Annotated in this window: 20 protein-coding genes; 12 read left to right on the forward strand and 8 right to left on the reverse strand. The window is 69.4% G+C overall.

All coding sequences use genetic code 11. The features are described 5' to 3' along the window. Positions 1 to 54 precede the first annotated feature (54 nt). From JNX00_RS13290 to JNX00_RS13315, 6 genes are all read left to right on the forward strand, one after another. On the forward strand, positions 55 to 543 hold the full coding sequence (locus tag JNX00_RS13290) for a flavodoxin domain-containing protein (protein ID WP_239478141.1): 489 nt from the start codon (positions 55 to 57) through the stop codon (positions 541 to 543). A gap of 124 nt (positions 544 to 667) precedes the next feature. Next, on the forward strand, positions 668 to 1855 hold the full coding sequence (locus JNX00_RS13295; protein WP_070400099.1) for an ABC transporter substrate-binding protein: 1188 nt from the start codon (positions 668 to 670) through the stop codon (positions 1853 to 1855). Positions 1856 to 1917: 62 nt separating this feature from the next. Next, positions 1918 to 2781 (forward strand): branched-chain amino acid ABC transporter permease, encoded by an 864-nt coding sequence (locus JNX00_RS13300; protein ID WP_204742573.1) that lies wholly within the window; start codon positions 1918 to 1920, stop codon positions 2779 to 2781. Beyond that, on the forward strand, positions 2778 to 3761 hold the full coding sequence (locus tag JNX00_RS13305; RefSeq protein ID WP_070400097.1) for a branched-chain amino acid ABC transporter permease: 984 nt from the start codon (positions 2778 to 2780) through the stop codon (positions 3759 to 3761). Before JNX00_RS13300 ends, JNX00_RS13305 begins: the two co-directional genes overlap by 4 nt. Then, entirely contained in the window at positions 3758 to 4519 is a 762-nt protein-coding gene (locus tag JNX00_RS13310) for an ABC transporter ATP-binding protein (RefSeq protein ID WP_070400096.1), read from the forward strand. The genes JNX00_RS13305 and JNX00_RS13310 overlap by 4 nt, the downstream gene beginning before the upstream one ends. Then, a complete protein-coding gene (locus tag JNX00_RS13315) occupies positions 4516 to 5229 on the forward strand; it encodes an ABC transporter ATP-binding protein (RefSeq protein ID WP_070400126.1) in 714 nt (237 codons plus the stop codon). Before JNX00_RS13310 ends, JNX00_RS13315 begins: the two co-directional genes overlap by 4 nt. Positions 5230 to 5238: 9 nt before the next feature. Here JNX00_RS13315 and JNX00_RS13320 read toward each other — a convergent pair whose 3' ends face one another. Next, the gene (locus JNX00_RS13320) at positions 5239 to 6015 is read right to left on the reverse strand and encodes an IclR family transcriptional regulator C-terminal domain-containing protein (RefSeq protein ID WP_070400095.1); all 777 of its coding nucleotides are present in this window, start codon (positions 6013 to 6015) and stop codon (positions 5239 to 5241) included. A gap of 135 nt (positions 6016 to 6150) precedes the next feature. Between JNX00_RS13320 and pobA the strand changes: the two genes are divergently transcribed. Together pobA and JNX00_RS13330 are read left to right on the forward strand one after the other, a co-directional pair. Continuing rightward, positions 6151 to 7338, forward strand: a complete 1188-nt coding sequence (gene pobA / locus JNX00_RS13325) for a 4-hydroxybenzoate 3-monooxygenase (RefSeq protein WP_204742574.1) — start codon at positions 6151 to 6153, stop codon at positions 7336 to 7338. A 146-nt stretch (positions 7339 to 7484) separates the two neighbouring features. After that, positions 7485 to 8375 (forward strand): CoA transferase, encoded by an 891-nt coding sequence (locus tag JNX00_RS13330; protein WP_204742575.1) that lies wholly within the window; start codon positions 7485 to 7487, stop codon positions 8373 to 8375. A 4-nt stretch (positions 8376 to 8379) separates the two neighbouring features. Here JNX00_RS13330 and JNX00_RS13335 read toward each other — a convergent pair whose 3' ends face one another. After that, positions 8380 to 8619, reverse strand: coding sequence for a hypothetical protein (locus JNX00_RS13335; RefSeq protein WP_175442866.1), 240 nt, complete (start codon positions 8617 to 8619; stop codon positions 8380 to 8382). A gap of 64 nt (positions 8620 to 8683) precedes the next feature. Here JNX00_RS13335 and JNX00_RS13340 point away from each other — a divergent pair, with 64 nt between their 5' ends. Further along, positions 8684 to 9364 (forward strand): DUF1294 domain-containing protein, encoded by a 681-nt coding sequence (locus JNX00_RS13340; RefSeq protein ID WP_204742576.1) that lies wholly within the window; start codon positions 8684 to 8686, stop codon positions 9362 to 9364. A gap of 6 nt (positions 9365 to 9370) precedes the next feature. On the opposite strand, the gene JNX00_RS13345 is transcribed toward JNX00_RS13340, so the two are convergent. From JNX00_RS13345 to JNX00_RS13370, 6 genes are all read right to left on the reverse strand, one after another. After that, positions 9371 to 11692 carry a YgiQ family radical SAM protein gene (locus tag JNX00_RS13345; RefSeq protein ID WP_204742577.1) on the reverse strand — a complete coding sequence of 774 codons (2322 nt, stop codon included), beginning with the start codon at positions 11690 to 11692 and terminating at the stop codon, positions 9371 to 9373. Between the two features lie 91 nt (positions 11693 to 11783). Beyond that, a complete protein-coding gene (locus tag JNX00_RS13350) occupies positions 11784 to 12722 on the reverse strand; it encodes an IS481 family transposase (RefSeq protein ID WP_204742578.1) in 939 nt (312 codons plus the stop codon). An 87-nt stretch (positions 12723 to 12809) separates the two neighbouring features. Next, entirely contained in the window at positions 12810 to 13394 is a 585-nt protein-coding gene (locus JNX00_RS13355; protein WP_204742579.1) for a GAF domain-containing protein, read from the reverse strand. Positions 13395 to 13422: 28 nt separating this feature from the next. Beyond that, positions 13423 to 13902, reverse strand: coding sequence for a MarR family winged helix-turn-helix transcriptional regulator (locus JNX00_RS13360; protein WP_204742580.1), 480 nt, complete (start codon positions 13900 to 13902; stop codon positions 13423 to 13425). Then, positions 13892 to 14089 carry a hypothetical protein gene (locus tag JNX00_RS13365; RefSeq protein ID WP_204742581.1) on the reverse strand — a complete coding sequence of 66 codons (198 nt, stop codon included), beginning with the start codon at positions 14087 to 14089 and terminating at the stop codon, positions 13892 to 13894. The genes JNX00_RS13360 and JNX00_RS13365 overlap by 11 nt, the downstream gene beginning before the upstream one ends. After that, on the reverse strand, positions 14086 to 15660 hold the full coding sequence (locus JNX00_RS13370; protein WP_204742582.1) for an FAD-dependent monooxygenase: 1575 nt from the start codon (positions 15658 to 15660) through the stop codon (positions 14086 to 14088). Before JNX00_RS13370 ends, JNX00_RS13365 begins: the two co-directional genes overlap by 4 nt. Before the next feature lie 106 nt (positions 15661 to 15766). Between JNX00_RS13370 and JNX00_RS13375 the strand changes: the two genes are divergently transcribed. The 3 genes from JNX00_RS13375 to JNX00_RS13385 all read left to right on the forward strand — a co-directional run bounded on the left by JNX00_RS13375 (position 15767) and on the right by JNX00_RS13385 (position 19124). Next, positions 15767 to 16675 (forward strand): crotonase/enoyl-CoA hydratase family protein, encoded by a 909-nt coding sequence (locus JNX00_RS13375; RefSeq protein ID WP_204742583.1) that lies wholly within the window; start codon positions 15767 to 15769, stop codon positions 16673 to 16675. 112 nt (positions 16676 to 16787) lie between these two features. Beyond that, positions 16788 to 17348 (forward strand): polymer-forming cytoskeletal protein, encoded by a 561-nt coding sequence (locus JNX00_RS13380; protein ID WP_204742584.1) that lies wholly within the window; start codon positions 16788 to 16790, stop codon positions 17346 to 17348. A 63-nt stretch (positions 17349 to 17411) separates the two neighbouring features. Further along, positions 17412 to 19124: an AAA family ATPase gene (locus JNX00_RS13385; RefSeq protein WP_204742585.1), complete on the forward strand. Its 1713-nt coding sequence runs from the start codon at positions 17412 to 17414 to the stop codon at positions 19122 to 19124. Positions 19125 to 19128: the final 4 nt, after the last annotated feature.

A 19128-nucleotide genomic window follows, 5' to 3' on the forward strand; every position in this document is an offset into this window, starting at 1 on the left:
CGCTACGGGTTAACCCGATGCTTCCCCATCAGAACATGCACTAAAGTGCGTGTTATGCCCTCGATGCCCCCCGCCAAGCTGCTCATCCTCGTGGGCACCATGACCGACACGGCCACCTCCGTCGCTCGGGCGATCGAGATGGAGTGCGCGCATCTGATCGGCGCCATCGAGGTGCGGATGATGGACGGCCTGGACCCCAGTGTCTTCGATCAGGATGCACTTTACGTCATATGCACATCCACTTATGGCTCGGGTGATGTACCCGACAACGCCCAGGCCTTCTGCGCCTCGCTCGACGCGCAGCCGCGCTACCTGGGCCACGTGCGTTTCGGCGTCATCGCCCTGGGCGACAGCGCGCAATACCCCATGACGTTCGCCAACGGCGGGCGCCAGTTCGATGAGCGCCTGCGCGACCTGGGCGCGGTGCGCGTGGGCGAGCTCTGCACCCTCGATGCCTCGACCGAGACCGCCCCCGAGGCGGCCGGCGCAGCCTGGTGCCGCGACTGGCTGGCGCTGGCCCTGGCGCCCAGCGAGGTGTCCTGAAGAACAAAACTGTTTGGAATTCAATCATTCAGGCTTCAAGCGGCTAGGGTAATTCTGGATCGCCAAGCCCCAGGCCCCCACCTACAGTGAGCCGCAGTCCGACCACAACCCCAGGAGACCCCAGATGACCACCCGCCGCCTCGTTCTGACCCGCAGTGCCGCCGTCATTGGCGCCGCGTCCACCGGCCTGCTGCTGCCGCAGATCGCGCGCGCCCAGTCCGACAAGGTGCGCGTGGGCTTCATGCTGCCCTACACCGGCACCTTCGCGCAGCTCGGCGTGGCCATCGAGAACGGCTTCCGCATGGCCGTCAACGAACAGGGCGGCAAGCTCGGCGGGCGCGAGATCGAATTCTTCAAGGTCGACGACGAGTCCAATCCCGCCAAGGGCATCGAGAACGCCACCCGTCTGGTGCAGCGCGACAAGGTCGACGTGCTGATCGGCACCGTGCACTCGGGCGTGCAGATGGGCATCCACAAGGTGGCGCGCGAGTCCGGCGTGCTCAACCTCATCCCCAACGCCGGCGTGCACATCGCCACGCGCGCGCAGTGCGCGCCCAACGTGTTCCGCACGTCCTTCACCAACAGCCAGCCCACGCTGGCCCTGGGCAAGCCCATGATGGAGAAGGGCCACAAGAAGGCCGTGTGGATCTCCTGGGCCTACGCCGCCGGGGACGAGGCCTTCGAAGGCTTCGAAAAGAGCTACACCGAGGCGGGCGGCCAGATCGTCAAGAAGCTGAGCCTGCCCTTCCCCAACGTGGAGTTCCAGGCCCTGCTGACCGAGATCGCCGCCATCAAGCCCGACGCCGTGGCCTGCTTCTTCGCCGGCGGCGGCGCGGCCAAGTTCCTGCGCGACTACCATGCGGCCGGCCTGAGCAAGAACATCCAGCTCTGGGGCTCGGGCTTCCTCACCGAAGGCGTGCTCGACGCCGCCGGTGACGCCGCCAACGGCGTGCTCACCACCATGCACTACAGCGACTCGCTGGACACGCCGCGCAACAAGAAATTCCGCCTCGACTACGCCAAGGCCTTCAAGCTGCAGCCCGACGTCTACGCCGTGCAGGGTTACGACACCGGCCTGCTCATGGTCAAGGGCGCGAACGCCGTCAAGGGCGACCTGAACAACAAGCAGGCCCTCTACGCGGCCATGCGCGGCGCCGAGATCGACAGCCCGCGCGGCAAGTGGAAGATGAGCCCCGCGCACAACCCCATCCAGGACATGTACCTGCGCCGCGTGGAAAACGGCGAGAACAAGGTGATCGGCATCGCCGCCAAGGCCGTGGCCGATCCGGCCACCGGCTGCCGCATGGCCTGAAGCTTGCGTCCTCCCTCCTGCAAGCCGGCGCCCTAGCGGCGCCGGTTTGACGTCTGCACCCCATGGACTTCGCCAACTTCCTCATCCAGCTCCTCAACAGCGTCCAGTACGGGCTGCTGCTGTTCATGCTGGCCGCCGGCCTCACGCTGATCTTCGGCATCATGGGCGTGGTCAACCTCGCGCACGGCAGCTTCTACATGATCGGTGCCTACCTCGCGTGGTACCTCAGCTCGCAGCTGGGCAGCCTCACGCTGGCCATCGTGCTGGGCACGGTGCTGGCGGTCATCTTCGGCTGGCTGCTGGAGTGGCTGCTGTTTCGCCACTTCTACCAGCGCGACCACCTCGACCAGGTGCTGCTCACCTTCGGCCTGATCTACATCTTCGAAGAGATGCGCTCCATCTTCTGGGGCGACGACGTGCATGCCGTGCAGGTGCCCGAGGTGCTGAACTGGTCCATCCCCTTGACCGACACCCTCTCCTACCCGGTCTACCGTCTGGTGATGTCGGGCGTTTGCCTGCTGCTCGCCGTGGGGCTCTACCTGCTCATCAGCAAGACCCGCCTGGGCATGAAGATCCGCGCCGGCGCCTTCAACCGCGAGATGGCCGAGTCGCTGGGCGTGAACATCCGGCTCATCCATGGCGTGGTGTTCGCGCTGGGCGTGGGCCTGGCCGCCATCGCCGGCATGATCGCCTCGCCCATCGCCAGCGTGTACCCGGGCATGGGCAGTTCGGTGCTCATCATGTGCTTCGTGGTGGTGGTCATCGGCGGCATCGGCTCGGTGCGCGGCGCGCTCGTGGCCGCGCTGCTGGTGGGCCTGGTCGACACCTTCGGCAAGGTGCTGGTGCCGCAGATCGCCGGCATGGCCGTCTACATGCTCATGGCCCTCGTGCTGCTCTACAAACCCGAAGGGCTTTTCAAGCAATGAGCACCGCCAAGGCCCAACTCGAAAAGCTGCCGCGCAGCATCCAGTTCGTGCTCGCCCTGGGCGCGATCGCGCTGGCGGCCTTCCCGCTGCTGCCCGTGGAGGGCGGCGACTTCTACCTCGGCATGCTCTCGCAGATGATGATCCTGGCCATCTTCGCGATGAGCTTGGACCTGCTTCAGGGCGTGACTGGCCTGGTCTCGCTCGGCCATGCGGCCTTCTTCGGCCTGGCCGGCTACGCGCTGGCCTTCGTCACGCCGCAGGACGCGCCGATCGCGCTGTGGTGGTCGCTGCCGCTGGCCGCCGCCGCCGCCGGCCTGGCCGCGCTGGTCATCGGCTTCTTCGTGGTGCGCACCCACGGCATCTACTTCATCATGGTGACCATGGCCTTCGCGCAGATGGTCTATTTCCTGTTCTTCGACAACAAGGCCCTGGGCGGCTCGGACGGCATCTACGTCACCTTCCGTCCCGACGCCACCGCCCTCGGCATCGATCTCGACAACAAGCTGGTCTTCTACTACTTCACGCTGGTGGTGCTGCTGGCGCTGTACTTCGCGCTGCGCCGCTTGCTGTTCTCGCCTTTCGGCCGCGTGCTGGCGGGCATCCGCGTGAACGAGCACCGCATGCGCGCCGTGGGCTACGGAACCTTCGGCTACAAGCTCACGGCCTTCACGCTGGCCGGCGCGCTGGCCGGCGTGGCGGGCTACCTGTGGGCCGCGCAGACCGGCTTCGTGAATCCCGAGCTCATGGGTTTCCACATGAGCGCGCACGCGATCATGATGGTCATCCTGGGCGGCATGGGCAACTTCGCGGGCGCCATCGTCGGCGCCTTCGCCTTCGAGTACGTCATGCACGTCTTCAAGGACCTGACCAAGCACTGGCAGCTGCTCATGGGCGGCTTCATCGTGCTGGTGGTGATCGTGGCGCCGCGCGGCCTGCTGGGCCTGGTCGAGCGCTTCACCAAGCGCGGGGAGAAGGCATGAGCGATCCGCTGCTCTCCGCGAAGAACCTCACCAAGCGCTTCGGCGGCCTGGCCGCGGTGAACGATGTGTCGGTCGATCTGCACCGCGGCCGCATCCACGCGGTCATCGGGCCCAACGGCGCGGGCAAGTCCACGCTGACCAACCTGCTCTCGGGCGACCTGCCGCCCACCAGCGGGCAGATCCGGCTCAACGGCGAGAACATCACCGGCCGATCGCCGGAACGCATCGCCCGCCAGGGCCTGGGCCGCAGCTACCAGAAGACCAACATCTTCCTGCCCTTCACGGTGTGGGACAACGTGCGCCTGGCCGCGCAGTCGCGCGAACGGCACGCCGCCTTCAACCCGCTGCACTGGTTCAGCGCGGCCAGCCGGCTGACGAACGTGAACCAGCGCTGCGAGCGCGCGCTGGAACTCGCAGGCCTCACCGCACGCGCGAGCAACGTCGCGGCGGCCATCAGCCACGGCGAGCAGCGCCAGCTGGAGATCGCCATGACCCTGGCCACCGAACCCACCGTGCTGCTGCTCGACGAGCCCCTGGCCGGCATGGGCGCGGCCGAGGCCGAGTCCATGGTGGCGCTGCTGCAGCGCCTCAAAGGCGAGCACGCCATCATGCTGGTGGAACACGACATGGACGCCGTGTTTGCCCTGGCCGAGGTGCTCACCGTCATGGTCAACGGCCAGGTGATCGCCAGCGGCACGCCCGAGCAGATCCGCAACGACGCCGGCGTGCAGGCCGCCTACCTGGGCGAGGAACACTGATGACGGCGCTGATCGAAGCCAAGGGCCTGCACACCCACTATGGGCAGAGCCATATCCTGCGCGGCGTGGATTTCCACGTGGGTGCGGGCCAGACCATCGGCCTGATGGGCCGCAACGGCATGGGCAAGACCACGCTGCTCAAGTCGCTGATGGGCATCGTCAAGCCCAGCGGCGGCACCGTGCAGGTGAAGGGCCGGCACATGACCGGCGCCACGCCCTACGCTGTGGCGCGCGAAGGCATCGCCTACGTGCCCGAAGGGCGCGGCATCTTCGGCAACCTGAGCGTGAAAGAAAACCTGGTGATGGCCGCGCGTCCTGGCACCCGGGGCCAGCGCGAATGGACCTACGAACGCGTGCTCGACACTTTCCCGCGCCTGGCCGAGCGCCTGGGCCACGGCGGCCAGCAGCTCAGCGGCGGCGAGCAGCAGATGCTCACCATCGGCCGCGCGCTGATGACCAACCCGGACCTGCTCATCCTCGACGAGGCCACCGAAGGCCTGGCGCCGCTGATCGCGCGCGAGATCTGGCGCATCTGCGGCCTGATCCGCGAAAGCGGCATCAGCAGCGTCATCGTCGACAAGAACTGGAAACACGTGACCCAGATCACCGACCGCAACCTCATCCTGGTCAAGGGCGAGGTGGTGTTCGAAGGCAGCACCGAGGCGCTGCTGGCGCAGCCGGGGCTGCTGGAGCAGCACCTGGGGGTCTGAACCCACCGCCTAGAGCAGCGGCCGCAGCTCGCGCGCGGCGTCCATCAGCACCGGCAGCAGCTCGCGCCGCAGGCCGGCCGCGTCCATGCGGCCCGGCGACACCACCACGTTGAGCGCGGCCAGGGTCTCGCCCTTCATGTTGCGCAGCGGCACGGCGAGCGCGATCACGCCGAGTTCGTGCTCCTCGCTCGCGATCGCGAAGTCGTCGCGGCGCACGGTGTCGATCACCGCGCGGAAGGCCTTGGGCTCGTCCGTGGTGCGCGGCGTCAGGCGCGGCAGCGACCGGCCCTTGAGCCAGGACGTGAAGGCCGCGCGCGGCAGTGCCGCCAGCAGCACCCGCCCGGTGGAGGTGGCGTGCGCCGGCATGCGCGAGCCCAGGTGCAGGCCGTAGGGCATGAGGCGCGGCGCGCCCGGGGCGGCGCTGCGCGCGACGATCACCACCTCGTCGCCGTCCAGCACCACCGCGGAGAACGACTCGCGCGTGGCCGATGCCAGGCGGTTCAGCGTGGGCTGCACCAGGCGCGGCAGGCGCGCCGAGGACAGGTAACTGCCGGAGAAGCGCAGCACCTTGGGCGAGAGCCAGTAGTGGCTGCCGTCGGTGTCCAGGTAGCCCAGGTGGGCCAGGGTGAGCAGGTGCCGCCGCGCGGCCGCGCGCGTGAGGCCGGCGCGCTCGGCCGCCTGCGTGGCGTTCAGGCGCTGGCGCTCGGTGTCGAAACTCTCGAGCACGGCCAGGCCCTTGGCCATGCCCTCGATGAAGTCGGCCTTGGCGATGGTCGGGTCGGGCATGGCGGGGCGCTCCAGGAAGTGCGCGATGATCGCACAAAGCGCGCGATGATCGCGCAATGCTCGCCAGCCCTGCTTGTGGCGGATGCGGCGGCGCCCTAGCCTGCGGGTTTCGCCCGTTCCCCGGAGACAAGACCCATGCGAACCCAGGTCGCCATCATCGGCGCCGGCCCCTCGGGGCTGCTGCTCGGCCAGTTGCTGCACAAGGCCGGCATCGACAACGTCATCATTGAACGCCAGAGCCCCGACTACGTGCTGGGCCGCATCCGCGCCGGCATCCTGGAGCAGATCATGGTCGACCTGCTGCACGAGGCCGGCGTGGGCGAGCGCGTGGCCAAGGAAGGTACCGTGCACCACAGCATCGAGCTGGTCTACAAGAACACGCGCCACCCGATCGACGTGACCGGTCTCACCCAGGGCAAGGTGGTCACGGCCTATGGCCAGACCGAGATCACGCGCGACCTGATGGACGCGCGCCAGGCCGCCGGCCTGCCCACCGTCTACAACGCCGCCAACGTCAGCGTCCATGGCTTCGATGGCGCCAAGCCCAGCGTGCGCTACGAGAAGGACGGCCAGACGCACGAACTGCAGTGCGACTTCATTGCCGGCTGCGACGGCTTCCACGGCGTCTGCCGCGCCACCGTGCAGGACTCGATCACCGAGTACGAAAAGGTCTACCCCTTCGGCTGGATCGGCGTGCTGGCCGAAGTGCCGCCGGTGTCGCCGCACGCGGTGGTGTACGCCAACAGCGAGCGCGGCTTCGGCCTGTGCTCCATGCGCAGCCTCACGCGCAGCCGCTACTACGTGCAGTGCCCCATCGACGACAAGGTCGAGCAGTGGAGCGACGACCGCTTCTGGGACGAGCTGCGCCGCCGCCTGGACCCGGCCATGGCCGAGGCCATCGTCACCGGCCCCAGCATCGAAAAGAGCATCGCGCCGCTGCGCAGCTTCGTCGCCGAGCCCATGCGCTTCGGCCGCCTGTTCCTGGCGGGCGACGCCGCGCACATCGTGCCGCCCACGGGCGCCAAGGGCCTGAACCTGGCGGCCAGCGACGTGAAATACCTGTCCACCGCCTTCATCGAGCACTACCGCGAGAAAAGCGACGCCGGCATCGACCACTACTCGCAGCGCGCGCTGGCCCGCGTGTGGCGCGCTGAACGCTTCAGCTGGTGGCTCACCTCGCTGATGCACCGCTTCCCCGACACCGGCGGCTTCGGCCAGAAGGTGCAGGAAGCCGAGTTGGAGTACCTGGTGAACTCCGAGGCCATGTCGCGCTCGCTCGCGGAAAACTACGTGGGCCTGCCGCTGGACTTCGGCCAGAAGTAGCACTTACCCCCGCCGCGCTTCGCGCGACCCCCTCCGGGGGGGCGACACCTGCGGCCCGGCAACGCCGATTCCGCGGTGTCTCTGGGTCAGGCCATCGCCGGCGTTACAGTGGCCGCACCGTCAACACCGACCTGCGACCACTGCCCATGCCCACCCCCCGAAGCCCCCTGCCCTTGCGCGGCGTGCGCGTGCTCAGCCTCGCGCTCAATCTGCCCGGTCCGGCCGCCCTCATGCGACTGCGCGCCCTGGGCGCGGCCTGCACCAAGCTGGAGCCGCCCGCACGCGACGGCGCCAGCGGCGACCCCATGGGCCAGTACAACCCCCCGGCCTATGCGCGCATGCACGAAGGCGTGAAGCGGCTGACGGCCGATCTCAAGACCGAGGCCGGCCAAGCCGTGCTGCACAAGCAGTTGCTGCGCACCGACGTGCTGCTGACCTCCTTCCGCCCCTCGGCCCTGGCCAAGCTGGGCCTGTCGTGGCCGGCGCTGCGCAAGCGCTACCCCGCGCTGGCCATGGTGAGCATCGTGGGCGCGCCCGGCGAACGCGCCGAGGAACCGGGACACGACCTCACCTACCTGGCCGACGCCGGCCTGGTGACCGGCCTGGACCTGCCGGCGACGCTGTTCGCCGACATGGGCGGCGCGCTGATGGCCGCCGAGGCGGTGCTCAAGGCCGTGCTGCTGCTGCGCTCCACGGGGCGCGGCAGTGCCCATGAGGTGGCCCTGTCCGATGCCGCCGCCTGGCTCGCGCTGCCGCGCAGCTGGGGCCTGACGCAGCCGACGGGGGCCGTGGGTGGCGCGCACGCGGGCTACCGCGTCTACCCCTGCAAGGACGGGCGCGTGGCCGTGGCCGCGCTGGAGCCGCACTTCGCCGCCGCGCTGTGCGAAGCGGCGGGCGTGGCCGACGGCCAGCGGATGAAGACCCTGTTCGCACCCGCCACACATGAGGCCATCGCGCGCTTTCTGGCGGGCCGCACGCGCGCGCAACTGGACAAACTGGCGGTCGAGCGCGACATCCCGATGCACACGCTGGCATGAGGCCTCAGCGCGGCGCCAGCAGCCCCTGGGCCCAGCGCGGCAAGGACGCCTCCCGAAAGGTGGGCACGCCGCGCCGCAGGCGCGCCACCAGGCGCGGCGGCACGATGTCCTGCCCGTGCGCGGCCGTGGTGTCAAACAGCAGGCACAGCTGGTCAAGCCGCGCGGCGTGCCCGCGCCGAGGGTGGCGCCGGCGCCCGCTGGCGATCGGCCTGCACCGTTTCTCGCACGGCCTGGGCCAGGCCACCGCTGGCCACCGCCTCGGCGAACCACAAGACCGACAATCCAGCGGCACCACCCTCCCCGAGGCCATGAAGAAGCAAGGCACCATCGTCCACTGGGACGCCGAGCGCGCGTCCGGTTTCATCCGCAGTCCCGACACCGCCGCCGAGGTGTACTTCCACCTGCGCGACTACGAAGGTCCACACCCCATCGCGCCGGGCACGGCGGTGGTGTACGAGGAGATCGTGGTCGGTGGCAAGGGGCCGCGCGCACTGTCGATCAAGCTGCCGCCCCCGCCGCCGCTGCGCGAGGCCGGCGCCCCCATTGGGCCGGCGCCCGAGCCGGTGCTGGCCCCAACCGCCACGTCCAAGGCCCAGCGCTGGCGAGAGGAACGCGCGCAGCGCCGCCAGACCCAGATCGCCCTGGGCCTGCTGGGCGGCTGGCTGCTGCTCTGGCTCATCGGCATCGGTTCTGGCCGCTTTCCGTGGGTGGTGCTCACCGGCGTGGTGCTGGTGAACATCGCCACCGTCTTCCTGTACTGGCGCGACCAGCACGTGATGACCGAGGGCGGCGCGCCCTGGCCGCTGGAACTGCTGCACGCGGCGGCCGCGCTGGGCGGCTGGCCAGCGGCCTGGCTGGCCCAGCATTCGCTTCGGCACCGCCTGGACGACAAGCGCTTCCAGCAGACCTTCGTGGCCTGCGCCGTGTTCAACGTGACCGCCCTGCTGGCCTGGGTGGCCTGGCCGCTGTTCGCCGGCGGCGGCGCCTGAGCGCCGTCAGCGCGGCTTGGGCCGCCGCGCCGCCGTGCCGGCGCGCGGCGGCAGGCCGGTGTGCTGCGTCAGCATCTGCCCCTTGCGCGGCGCGGGCGCCGCGGCCGGCGCGCGGGCGGTGGGCGTGCTGTTTTTGCGCCGCGCGCTCTGGTAGCCGCCGTCGGTGAGCGGCTGGAACGTGGGGATGAGGTGGTGCTTGCCGTTGCCGATCAGGTCGGCGCGGCCCATGGCCTTGAGCGCCTCGCGCAGCAGCGGCCAGTTGTTGGGGTCGTGGTAGCGCAGGAAGGCCTTGTGCAGGCGGCGGCGCTTCTCGCCGCGCACGATGTCCACGCGCTCGCCGCGTTCGTCGCGGTGAATGCCCTTGAGCGGGTTCAGGCCCGAGTGGTACATGGCCGTGGCGGTGGCCATGGGGCTCGGGTAGAAGGTCTGCACCTGGTCGGCGCGGAAGCCATTCTTCTTGAGCCACAGCGCGAGGTTCATCATGTCCTCGTCGCTGGTGCCCGGGTGCGCGGCAATGAAGTACGGGATGAGGAATTGCTTCTTGCCCGCCTCCTCGCTGTACTTCTCGAACATCTGCTTGAAGCGGTCGTAGCTGCCGATGCCGGGCTTCATCATCTTCGACAGCGGACCGGTCTCGGTGTGTTCGGGCGCGATCTTCAGGTAGCCGCCCACGTGGTGCTGCACCAGCTCCTTCACGTACTCGGGGCTCTTGATCGCGAGGTCGTAGCGCAGGCCCGAGCCGATCAGGATCTTCTTGATGCCCGGCAGCGCCCGCGCACGGCGGTAGATGCGCACCAGCGGCCCGTGGTCGGTCGTGAGGTTCTGGCAGATGCCGGGGTAGACGCAGCTGGGCTTGCGGCAGGCGGCCTCGATCTCGGGGCTGGCGCAGCCCAGGCGGTACATGTTGGCCGTGGGGCCACCGAGGTCGCTGATGACGCCGGTGAAGCCCTCGACCTTGTCGCGGATCTCCTCCACCTCTTTCAGGATGGAGGCCTGCGAGCGGCTCTGGATGATGCGGCCCTCGTGCTCGGTGATGGAGCAGAAGGTGCAGCCGCCGAAGCAGCCGCGCATGATGTTCACACTGAAGCGGATCATCTCCCACGCGGGGATCTTGGTTTCACCGTCGTGGCGGCCCTGCGCGTCGGCATAGGCCGGGTGCGGGCTGCGCGCGTACGGCAGGTCGAACACGTGGTCCATCTCGGCCGTGGTCAGCGGAATGGGCGGCGGGTTGATCCAGACGTCGCGCGCGGTCGCCCCCTCGCCGTGTGCCTGCACCAGGGCGCGCGCGTTACCGGGGTTGGCCTCCACGTGCAGCACGCGGTTGGCGTGGGCGTAGAGCACGGCGTCGCTCTTGACCTGTTCGTAGCTGGGCAGGCGGATCACGCTGCGATCGCGCGGCGGGCGCTTGGTCTTGCCCTGCAACGCGGGGTTGGGCACGAAGTTCAGCGCTTGGATCGACGCGCCCTGCGCCGCCGGCGCCTGCGCGGCCTCGTCCTTCGCGCACGATTGACCCGCCGACTGCGCCTGTTCGCTCGTGGTCTGGTACGGGTTGATGTGCGCGTCCACCGGGCCGGGCTGGTCCACCTCGGTGGAATCGATCTCGAACCAGCCCTCGGTGGACGGATCACCCGGGCGGCGCACGAAGGCCGTGCCACGCACGTCGGTGATGCGCTCGATGGGCTCGCGCGCCGCGAGCCGGTGCGCCACCTCGACCAGCGCGCGTTCGGCGTTGCCATAGAGCAGCAGATCGCACTTGCTGTCCACCACCACCGAGCGGCGCACCTTGTCGCTCCAGTAGTCGTAGTGCGCGATGCGGCGCAGGCTGCCTTCGATGCCACCGAGCACGATGGGCACATCCTTGTACGCCTCGCGGCAGCGCTGGCTGTAGACGATGGCGGCGCGATCGGGGCGTTTGCCGCCCTCATCGCCGGGCGTGTAGGCGTCGTCGCTGCGGATCTTCCGGTCGGCGGTGTACCGGTTGATCATGGAGTCCATGTTGCCGGCCGTCACGCCCCAGAACAGGTTCGGTTTGCCCAGGGCCTTGAAAGGCTCGGCACTCTGCCAGTCGGGCTGGGCGATGATGCCCACGCGAAAGCCCTGCGCCTCGAGCACGCGGCCGATGACCGCCATGCCGAAGCTGGGGTGGTCCACGTAGGCATCGCCGGTGACGATGATGACGTCGCAGCTGTCCCAGCCGAGCGCGTCCATCTCGGCCCGGCTCATGGGCAGGAAGGGCGCGGTGCCGAAGCGCTTGGCCCAGTAGGGCCGGTAGCTGGTGAGCGGCTTGGCGTTGCGCGCGAAGAGGGAGACGTCGATGGGAGCGTTCATGGGTGGGCGCGAACCCATGGCGGGCGCAGCGGGGCGAAGGGCGCGATTTTACCGGCGCCCTCCTTTTCCCGCTGCCCGCGGGCCATCCCGCCTAGCTGTTGAGTTGCAATAGGTTGTTCCCAGCGAGGCGGGAAGCTGGAGGGCGATGACCGAGGGCCGAGTGAGGCCTGCGGGCGTTGTAGTAGCTCAGGAACGCGGGTAGCCAGGCGGTGCGCTCGGCGCTGTTGCTCCAGATTCGACCGTAGGCCCATTCGCGCAGGCAAGTCTGGATGAAGCGCTCGGCCTTGCCGTTGGTCTGCGGTCGGTAGGGTTGGGTGAAGCCGTGCTTGATGCCCAGCGCCTGGCAAGTCTTGGCGAACAGGCGCGAGCGGTAGGCCGAGCCGTTGTCGGTGAGCAGCCGCTCGATGCGCACACCCAGCGCCGCGTAGTGAGCAACGGCAGCCTTCAAGAAGGCCACCGCCGAGCCTTTGCGTTCATCGTCATGCATCTGTACGAAGCCCACGCGGCTGTGGTCATCAATGGCCACGTGGGCAAACTCCCAGCCGATGCCCTCGACCGAGTCGCGCCGGTTGCCCGTGACGCGGTGGCTGGGGCGCTCGATGCGCCCGAGCTTCTTCGTGTCCATGTGCAGCATGGCTCCAGGCGTGTCGTGTTCGTAGCGAACCACAGGCGCGGCCGGCTGCAGCGCTTTGAGGCTGGAGAGGCCCAACCTGGCCAGCCAGCGGCTGATAGTGGCCACGCTGCGCCCGACCACGGCGGCGATGCGGCGCATGGGCATGCGGCTGCGTCGCAACTGCTCGATGCGCTGACCCAGCGCCACGTCAATGGTGTTGCGCGTTCTGGCGGGGCGCGAACTGCTGTCCAGGAGAGCATCGAGTCCGCCAGCCTCGAAGCGACGCCGCCACTTGCGGGCAGTCCGCACGCTGATGCCTGCGGCCTCGGCCGCAGGCATCAGCCCCATGACGGCAATGCGCTCGATGAGCAACTTGCGTCCTTCAAACGTCAATCTGGCATTCTTGTGGCTGTTCATCCGACGGGTTTCCTCTGTGAGTGCTGAAGCGTGGTAACTCCAGTCTCCCAGATGCCGTCGGGTGAACAACCTATTGAAACACCACACCTAGCGGGACTTGAGCGTCCAGTCGGGCACGCTGGCCGGCATGGGCCGTGCCTGTCGGCGGGTCTCTAGCCGCTGCGCGGCCAGCCGCGCGGTGAGCTTGAGTTTGGCCAGGTCCTCGGGGTTGGGCCGGCCATGGGCCTCGAAGCTGAAGCAGCACAGCGTGCCGTAGACCTCGCCGCTGGACAGCACCAGCGGCGTGCTGATGTGCGTGCCGATGGGAAACGGCAGGTCCTTGAGCAGCGGGGAGGCGGCGGGATCGCGCTTCGCGTCGGCGATGTACTGCCGCAGTCGGCCGTCCACCACGCGCTGACACCAGGACTCCTCCAGCCACGCGCTCTCGCCCTCAGCGATCACGCCCACGCCGGGCGCTTGGGCCACCTGGCGGAATACGCGCCGGCCATTGACGAATTCGGAGACGAAGACCACGTCCATCTGCAGGCGCTCGCGAAGCAGGCGCAGCACCTCGCCGATGGCCGCGTCCAATTCCGCGTCGGTCTGGTCGGAGGTGGCCACCAGCGACTCGGACACCCGCACTTCAAGCGAATCGGCACCAAAGTCCGTGGGAGCGAAGGGATTGCGCTTCATGTGAAGCGTTATAGCGACGATGCGCGTATCAAGGTGTATCGCCTCCAGCGCCCCCCGGGCGGCGCGGCGCGGCGTGCGCGATCAACCGGTCCACCAGCCCGAGCAACTGCCGCCGCTCGGCCACGCCCAGGCAGCCCATGATTTCGCGGTTGCGGCGGTCGATCAGGCGCAGCGCGCGCGCGTGCAGTGCACGCCCCGGGCGCGACAGGCGCAGCACCACGGCGCGCGCGTCGGTCTCGCTGGGCGCCTTGATCACACTGCCGCGCTCCACCAGCATCTGCGCGGCGCGGCTGGCCTGCGCCTTGTCCAGGTGGGCGTGCGCGGCCAGGTCGTTCACCGACAGCGGTTCGAAGGAACCGATCGCGGCCAAGGCGCGCGCCTCGGCCACGCCCAGGCCCAATTCGCCCGCGTAAGCGGCGGCGGTCGCGGCATCGGTGAGCTTGCCCAGGCGGTGCAGGCGCCAGCTCAGTTGCTGCTCCAGCGGCAGCGGCTTGGTGTCAGCGCTCATGCAAGGGCTCCTGCAGGCAGCGTTCGCGCGCCCGCTCGATCAGGGGCAGGGCCTGCGCGGCGCTGTCCAGCCGCCCCAGCAGCGACAGGCTCAGCATGGCCAGCAGGAGGGGGGCCTGCTGTTCTCCCACCTCGCCCAGGGCGCGGCACAGCGCGGTGTAGCTCGTGTCGAGATCGGCATCGGTCATGCGGTGACTCCAGAGGATTGCAGGGCCGCGCGCAAGGGCGCGGTGTCCAGGCCGCGCCAACGGCCCATCACGTAGCCGTCGGGACGCACCAGCACCAGAGCGGGAGCGGCCTCGACAGGCAGACCATAGCGCCGCCAGGCCTGGCCGTGCGGGTCGGCTGCGGGGTGGATGGGTATGGCCTCCACGTCGCGCGGCAGGCCGCCCTCGGGGGGGCCGTTGAACACCAACGCCACGAAGCCACGCCCGAAACGGCTGCTGAGGTGAAAGGCGTGGCCGTGCGCGTCGTGCAGCAGGGCCTCGGGTGCAGGGGCGCCGGGCCCGGCCTGCGCGCTCGCCCATTCACCAGACTCGCCCGCGTTGAGCGGCGAACCCAGGTACTGAATGGCCGAGGACTGGCGTGGGTTGATCAGTGGGCGAACGGTCTCGTCGTCCAGCGCGAGGCGCAGCGCGGCCTCGCGCATGAGGCGGAAAGCGAAGTCGGGCGGCGCCATGAACTCGGTGCTCTTGGCACCGTAGGCGATGTTCTCGCGCGTGGCGTGCACACGCTCCACGCTGTAGCTGTCGAGCAGTGCCTCGGGCGAAGCGCCGCGCACCACGCGGGCCAGCTTCCAGGCCAGGTTGCCGGCGTCGTCCAGGCCCGAGTTGAGCCCGCGCACGCCGAAGATGGGCACCAGGTGGGCGGCGTCGCCCGCGAAGAACACACGACCGTGGCGGTAGCTCGGCAGCGTGAGGCACTTGGCGTTGTAGATCGAGATCCACAGCGGCTCCCAGGGCTCGGTCTCGCCGATCATCTCGAGGTGGCTGCGCACGCGTGGCAATACGTTCTCCGGCTTGACCGCCTCGGCTGGGTCTTCGTCGTCACGGATCTGATAGTCGATGCGCCAGACGTCGTCGGGCTGGCGGTGCATGAGGATGGTGGAGCCCGGGTTGGACGGCGGGTCGAACCAGGCCAGGCGCTCCACCGGGCGCTGCGTCTTCTGGCGGATGTCGACGATGACGTAGCGACCCTCGTATTGCGTGCCCTCGAACTGCAGGCCCAGTTGCTCGCGCACGGTGCTGCGCCCACCGTCGCAGGCCAAGAGCCAGTCGGCGCGCACGCGCCGGTGGCCGCGCGGCGATTCGATGTCGACCAGCACGTCACGCTCGCGCGCCTGAACGCGCTGCACACGCTCGCCCCAGCGCACGGTCGTGCCATCGGCGCCCGCTTCGTCGATGGCGCGGTGCGCGTATTCCTCGACGTAGAACTGCTGGATGTTCACCATGGGCGCGAAGCGCTGCGTGGGCTCGCTGGGCATCTCGAAGCGCAGCACCTCGGTCTGGCGGAAATGGCTACTCCCGGCGGTCCAGCCCAGGCCCTTGGCCACCAGCGGCGCGTCGGCGCCCACCCAGCCCAGGATCTCCTGCGAGCGGCGCGAGATGCAGATGGCGCGGCTGCCGGTGCAATAGCCCTCGTCGGCCTCGATCACCTGGCTTCGGATGCCCTGACGCGACAGCAGCGCGGCCAGCGTAAGGCCCACCGGGCCGCCACCGGCGATGAGCACCGGCACGTGTTCTTCGGTTGTCTGGTCCATGAATGTTTCACCTATTTAGTTGCGCGCGCAACTGTATCGCCTTCGCGACTCCACGCCACAACCACCCGTCGATAAGATGGTTTTCACACCAACAAAGGAGACAGCCATGCCGAACTTCAACACCCTGCGCATCGACCAGGACCCCGCGAACCCGCGCGTGGCGCGCCTGCTGCTCAACCGCCCCGAGCGGCTCAACGCCATCAACGACGACACCCCGCGCGAGATCCGCGCGGCGGTGGAATGGGCCAACGCCAACGACGACGTGCATGTCATCCTGGTCGAGGGAGCGGGCAAGGGCTTCTGCGGCGGCTACGACCTTTCCCACTTTGGCGAGGGCGACATCGACCACCCCTGTCAGCAGGAACGCCACCCCTGGGACCCCCTGGACGACTACGCCTTCATGAAGCGCATCACCGAGGACTTCATGAGCCTGTGGCGCAGCCCCAAGCCCACCATCGCCAAGGTTCATGGCGCGGCCGTGGCCGGCGGCAGCGACATCGCCTTGTGCTGCGACCTGCTGGTGATGGCCGAGGACGCGCGCATCGGCTACATGCCCACGCGCGTGTGGGGCTGCCCCACCACGGCCATGTGGACCTACCGCCTGGGTCCCACGCGCGCCAAGCAGCTCATGTTCACCGGCGACCTGATCGATGGCCGCACCGCCGCCGATTGGGGCCTGGCCAACGAAGCCGTGCCGCTCGACCAGCTGGAGACGCGCGCCCTGGCCCTGGCCGAGCGCATCGCGGGCGTGCCGCGCTCGCACCTGGCCATGCACAAGATGGTGGTCAACCAGGTGCTGCTCACCATGGGGCTGGAGCAGACGCAATCCCTGGCCACGCTGTTCGACGGCATCACGCGCCACAACCCCGAAGGCCTGTGGTTCCGCCGGTATGCGCAGGACCAGGGCTTCAAGGCCGCCGTGCAGTGGCGCGACAGCGGCCGTCCCATTCCAGAAGGCGATGAAGCCCGAGCGCTGATCCGCGACATGGAGGATCGCCGGCGTACCAACCGCTGAGGGCCGTTGGTCGCCCGTTCATCTCGACACAGCTCTTACGGAACGGGCGCGAATGTAAGGGCTATGCTCCCTAGCATGGGGACTTCTGCCCACTACACCTCAGGAGAAACCCATGGCACTGCACTTCGGCAAACGCGACAACGAGCCCTCCCGCCCCCTGGGCAGCGGCGGCATGGCCACACCGCGCAACACGGCTTACGGTCAATCACAAACCTCCCCCAGCAGCAGTGCGCCGGTGGTTCCCCAGGAGGCCGAGGTGAAACCTGCCACCAGCACCACGCCCACCACCACCCCCGAAGGCGGCAGCAAGCTCACCGTCGGGCCGAACATCAAGCTCAAGGGCGTGGAGATCACCGACTGCGACACGCTGGTGGTCGAGGGCACGGTCGAGGCGACCATGGACTCGCGCGTGATCCAGATCGCGCAGCAAGGCGCCTTCAAGGGCTCGTGCGAGGTCGACCTGGCCGAGATCTACGGCACCATCGACGGCAACCTCACGGTGCGCCAGAAGCTGGTGATCCACGCCACGGGCAGGGTCACCGGCCGCATCCGCTACGGCAAGATCGTCATCGAAGAAGGCGGCCAGCTCTCGGGTGACGTCGAGTGCGCCGCCAACGGCGCGGCCAAGGCGTCGTCGTCCGGCACCAAGCCGTCGATGCAGCTGGCGGCCTAAGTCTGCGCCGAACCCCCGGCGGGCGGTTTGCCCGCCCCGGGGGGCCCCGGTATGCTCGGGGCCATGTACGCCGAGTTTTTCGGGCTCCAGAGCGACCCGTTTTCGATCGCGCCCGACCCCCGCTACCTGTTCATGAGCGAGCGCCACCGCGAAGCGCTCGCTCATTTGCTCTATGGCGTGCGGGGCGGTGGCGGCTTCGTGCTGCTCAGCGGCGAGATCGGCGCCGGCAAGACCACCATCTGCCGCTGTTTCCTGGAGCAGGTGCCCGAGAACTGCAACGTCGCGTACATCTTTAATCCGCGCCTGACGGTCGCGGACCTGCTCAAGTCCATCTGCCGCGAGTTCCGCATTGAGGTCAAGCACGAGGGCCTGGGCCCGGCCACGGTGCACGACCACCTCGATCCGCTCAACGAATTCCTGCTGGCCAGCCACGCGCGCGGCGAGCGCAACCTGCTCATCATCGACGAGGCGCAGAACCTCACGCCCCATGTGCTGGAGCAGCTGCGCCTGCTCACCAACCTGGAAACCAGCGAGCGAAAGCTGCTGCAGATCATCCTCATCGGCCAGCCCGAGCTGCGCGGCATCGTGGCGCGGCCCGAACTGGAGCAGTTGGCCCAACGCGTGATCGCGCGCTTCCACCTCGACGCCCTGGACGCCGCCGAGACACGCCAGTACATCCAGCACCGCCTGCAGGTGGCCGGCCTCAAGGGGCCGCTGCCGTTCTCGCCAGCCGCCATCGAACGCATCCATGAGCTGTCGCGCGGTGTGCCGCGCCGCATCAACCTGCTGTGCGACCGCGCCCTGCTCGGCGCCTACGCGAACGGGCAGAGCCGCGTCGAACGCACGGTGGTCGACAAGGCCGCCGCCGAGGTGTTCGACGGCGCCGGCTCCCCGCCACCGCCCCGGCGCGCCCGTCCGATGGGCGTCGCGCGTCCCACCGGCCTGGGCACTGCGGGCATGGGCGCATTGGCCGGCGCTGTGGTGGGCGCCTTGGTCGCCGCCGCGGTGCTGTGGTTCTGGCTGCAGCGGTCGGGCACGCCGACCGCCGCCGGGCCCGCCGCCCCAGTGGCCGCCGCCCCGGTCGCCCCTCCCGTCACCGACCACCCCGCGGCCGCCCCCGCCATCAGCCCCAGCGCGCCGACCGACCCCGCCACGACCCGCGATCCCTCCCCCACCTCCGGCTGGCCCGCTGCCGATACCCTGCTGGCCACCGAGGCCGAGGCCTGGCGCGAACTGGCCCCGCTGTGGGGCGCCGCGCTGGCCGACAGCGGCGACCCCTGCGAACACGCGCTGGCCGGCGGTCTGCAGTGCTACCGCACCTCGCGCATGACAGTGCATGGCCTGCGCCAGCTCGACCGCCCCGGCATCTTGAACCTGCGCCTGCCCGGCGGCGACAGCGGCCGGCTGCTGCTCACCGCCCTGGACGCGGACAGCGCCGTGCTGGCACGCGGTGAGCGCCGCTGGCGCGTGCCCCTGACCGAACTGGCCGACGCCTGGCGCGGCGACTACGCCACGCTGTGGCGCCTGCCCCCCGGCCACACCGGCCGCCTGGCCGATGGCCGCGACGGCCCGGCTGGCCGCTGGCTCGGCGAGCGCATCGCGGCCTTGCAGGCCAGCGGCCGGGTGCCCGCCTCGGGCCAGGATCTGGCGGCGCGCCTGCTGGCCTTCCAGCGCGCGCAGGGCATCGACGCCGGCGGCCCGGCGGGCCCGGTGACCTTCATGCAAATCAACCTGGCCAGCGGGGTGGATGAGCCCCGGCTGCTGCCCCGCTCCTGAGCTT

Source organism: Hydrogenophaga sp. YM1 (assembly GCF_016903055.1).
GTDB lineage: Bacteria > Pseudomonadota > Gammaproteobacteria > Burkholderiales > Burkholderiaceae_C > Hydrogenophaga > Hydrogenophaga borbori.

Coding starts and splice junctions, on each gene's coding strand:
- JNX00_RS13290 (WP_239478141.1), top strand. CDS start 55: ATGCCCTCGATGCCCCCCGCCAAGCTGCTCATCCTCGTGGGCACCATG.
- JNX00_RS13295 (WP_070400099.1), top strand. CDS start 668: ATGACCACCCGCCGCCTCGTTCTGACCCGCAGTGCCGCCGTCATTGGC.
- JNX00_RS13300 (WP_204742573.1), top strand. CDS start 1,918: ATGGACTTCGCCAACTTCCTCATCCAGCTCCTCAACAGCGTCCAGTAC.
- JNX00_RS13305 (WP_070400097.1), top strand. CDS start 2,778: ATGAGCACCGCCAAGGCCCAACTCGAAAAGCTGCCGCGCAGCATCCAG.
- JNX00_RS13310 (WP_070400096.1), top strand. CDS start 3,758: ATGAGCGATCCGCTGCTCTCCGCGAAGAACCTCACCAAGCGCTTCGGC.
- JNX00_RS13320 (WP_070400095.1), bottom strand. CDS start 6,015: ATGCCCGACCCGACCATCGCCAAGGCCGACTTCATCGAGGGCATGGCC.
- pobA (WP_204742574.1), top strand. CDS start 6,151: ATGCGAACCCAGGTCGCCATCATCGGCGCCGGCCCCTCGGGGCTGCTG.
- JNX00_RS13330 (WP_204742575.1), top strand. CDS start 7,485: ATGCCCACCCCCCGAAGCCCCCTGCCCTTGCGCGGCGTGCGCGTGCTC.
- JNX00_RS13340 (WP_204742576.1), top strand. CDS start 8,684: ATGAAGAAGCAAGGCACCATCGTCCACTGGGACGCCGAGCGCGCGTCC.
- JNX00_RS13345 (WP_204742577.1), bottom strand. CDS start 11,692: ATGAACGCTCCCATCGACGTCTCCCTCTTCGCGCGCAACGCCAAGCCG.
- JNX00_RS13350 (WP_204742578.1), bottom strand. CDS start 12,722: ATGAACAGCCACAAGAATGCCAGATTGACGTTTGAAGGACGCAAGTTG.
- JNX00_RS13355 (WP_204742579.1), bottom strand. CDS start 13,394: ATGAAGCGCAATCCCTTCGCTCCCACGGACTTTGGTGCCGATTCGCTT.
- JNX00_RS13360 (WP_204742580.1), bottom strand. CDS start 13,902: ATGAGCGCTGACACCAAGCCGCTGCCGCTGGAGCAGCAACTGAGCTGG.
- JNX00_RS13365 (WP_204742581.1), bottom strand. CDS start 14,089: ATGACCGATGCCGATCTCGACACGAGCTACACCGCGCTGTGCCGCGCC.
- JNX00_RS13370 (WP_204742582.1), bottom strand. CDS start 15,660: ATGGACCAGACAACCGAAGAACACGTGCCGGTGCTCATCGCCGGTGGC.
- JNX00_RS13375 (WP_204742583.1), top strand. CDS start 15,767: ATGCCGAACTTCAACACCCTGCGCATCGACCAGGACCCCGCGAACCCG.
- JNX00_RS13380 (WP_204742584.1), top strand. CDS start 16,788: ATGGCACTGCACTTCGGCAAACGCGACAACGAGCCCTCCCGCCCCCTG.
- JNX00_RS13385 (WP_204742585.1), top strand. CDS start 17,412: ATGTACGCCGAGTTTTTCGGGCTCCAGAGCGACCCGTTTTCGATCGCG.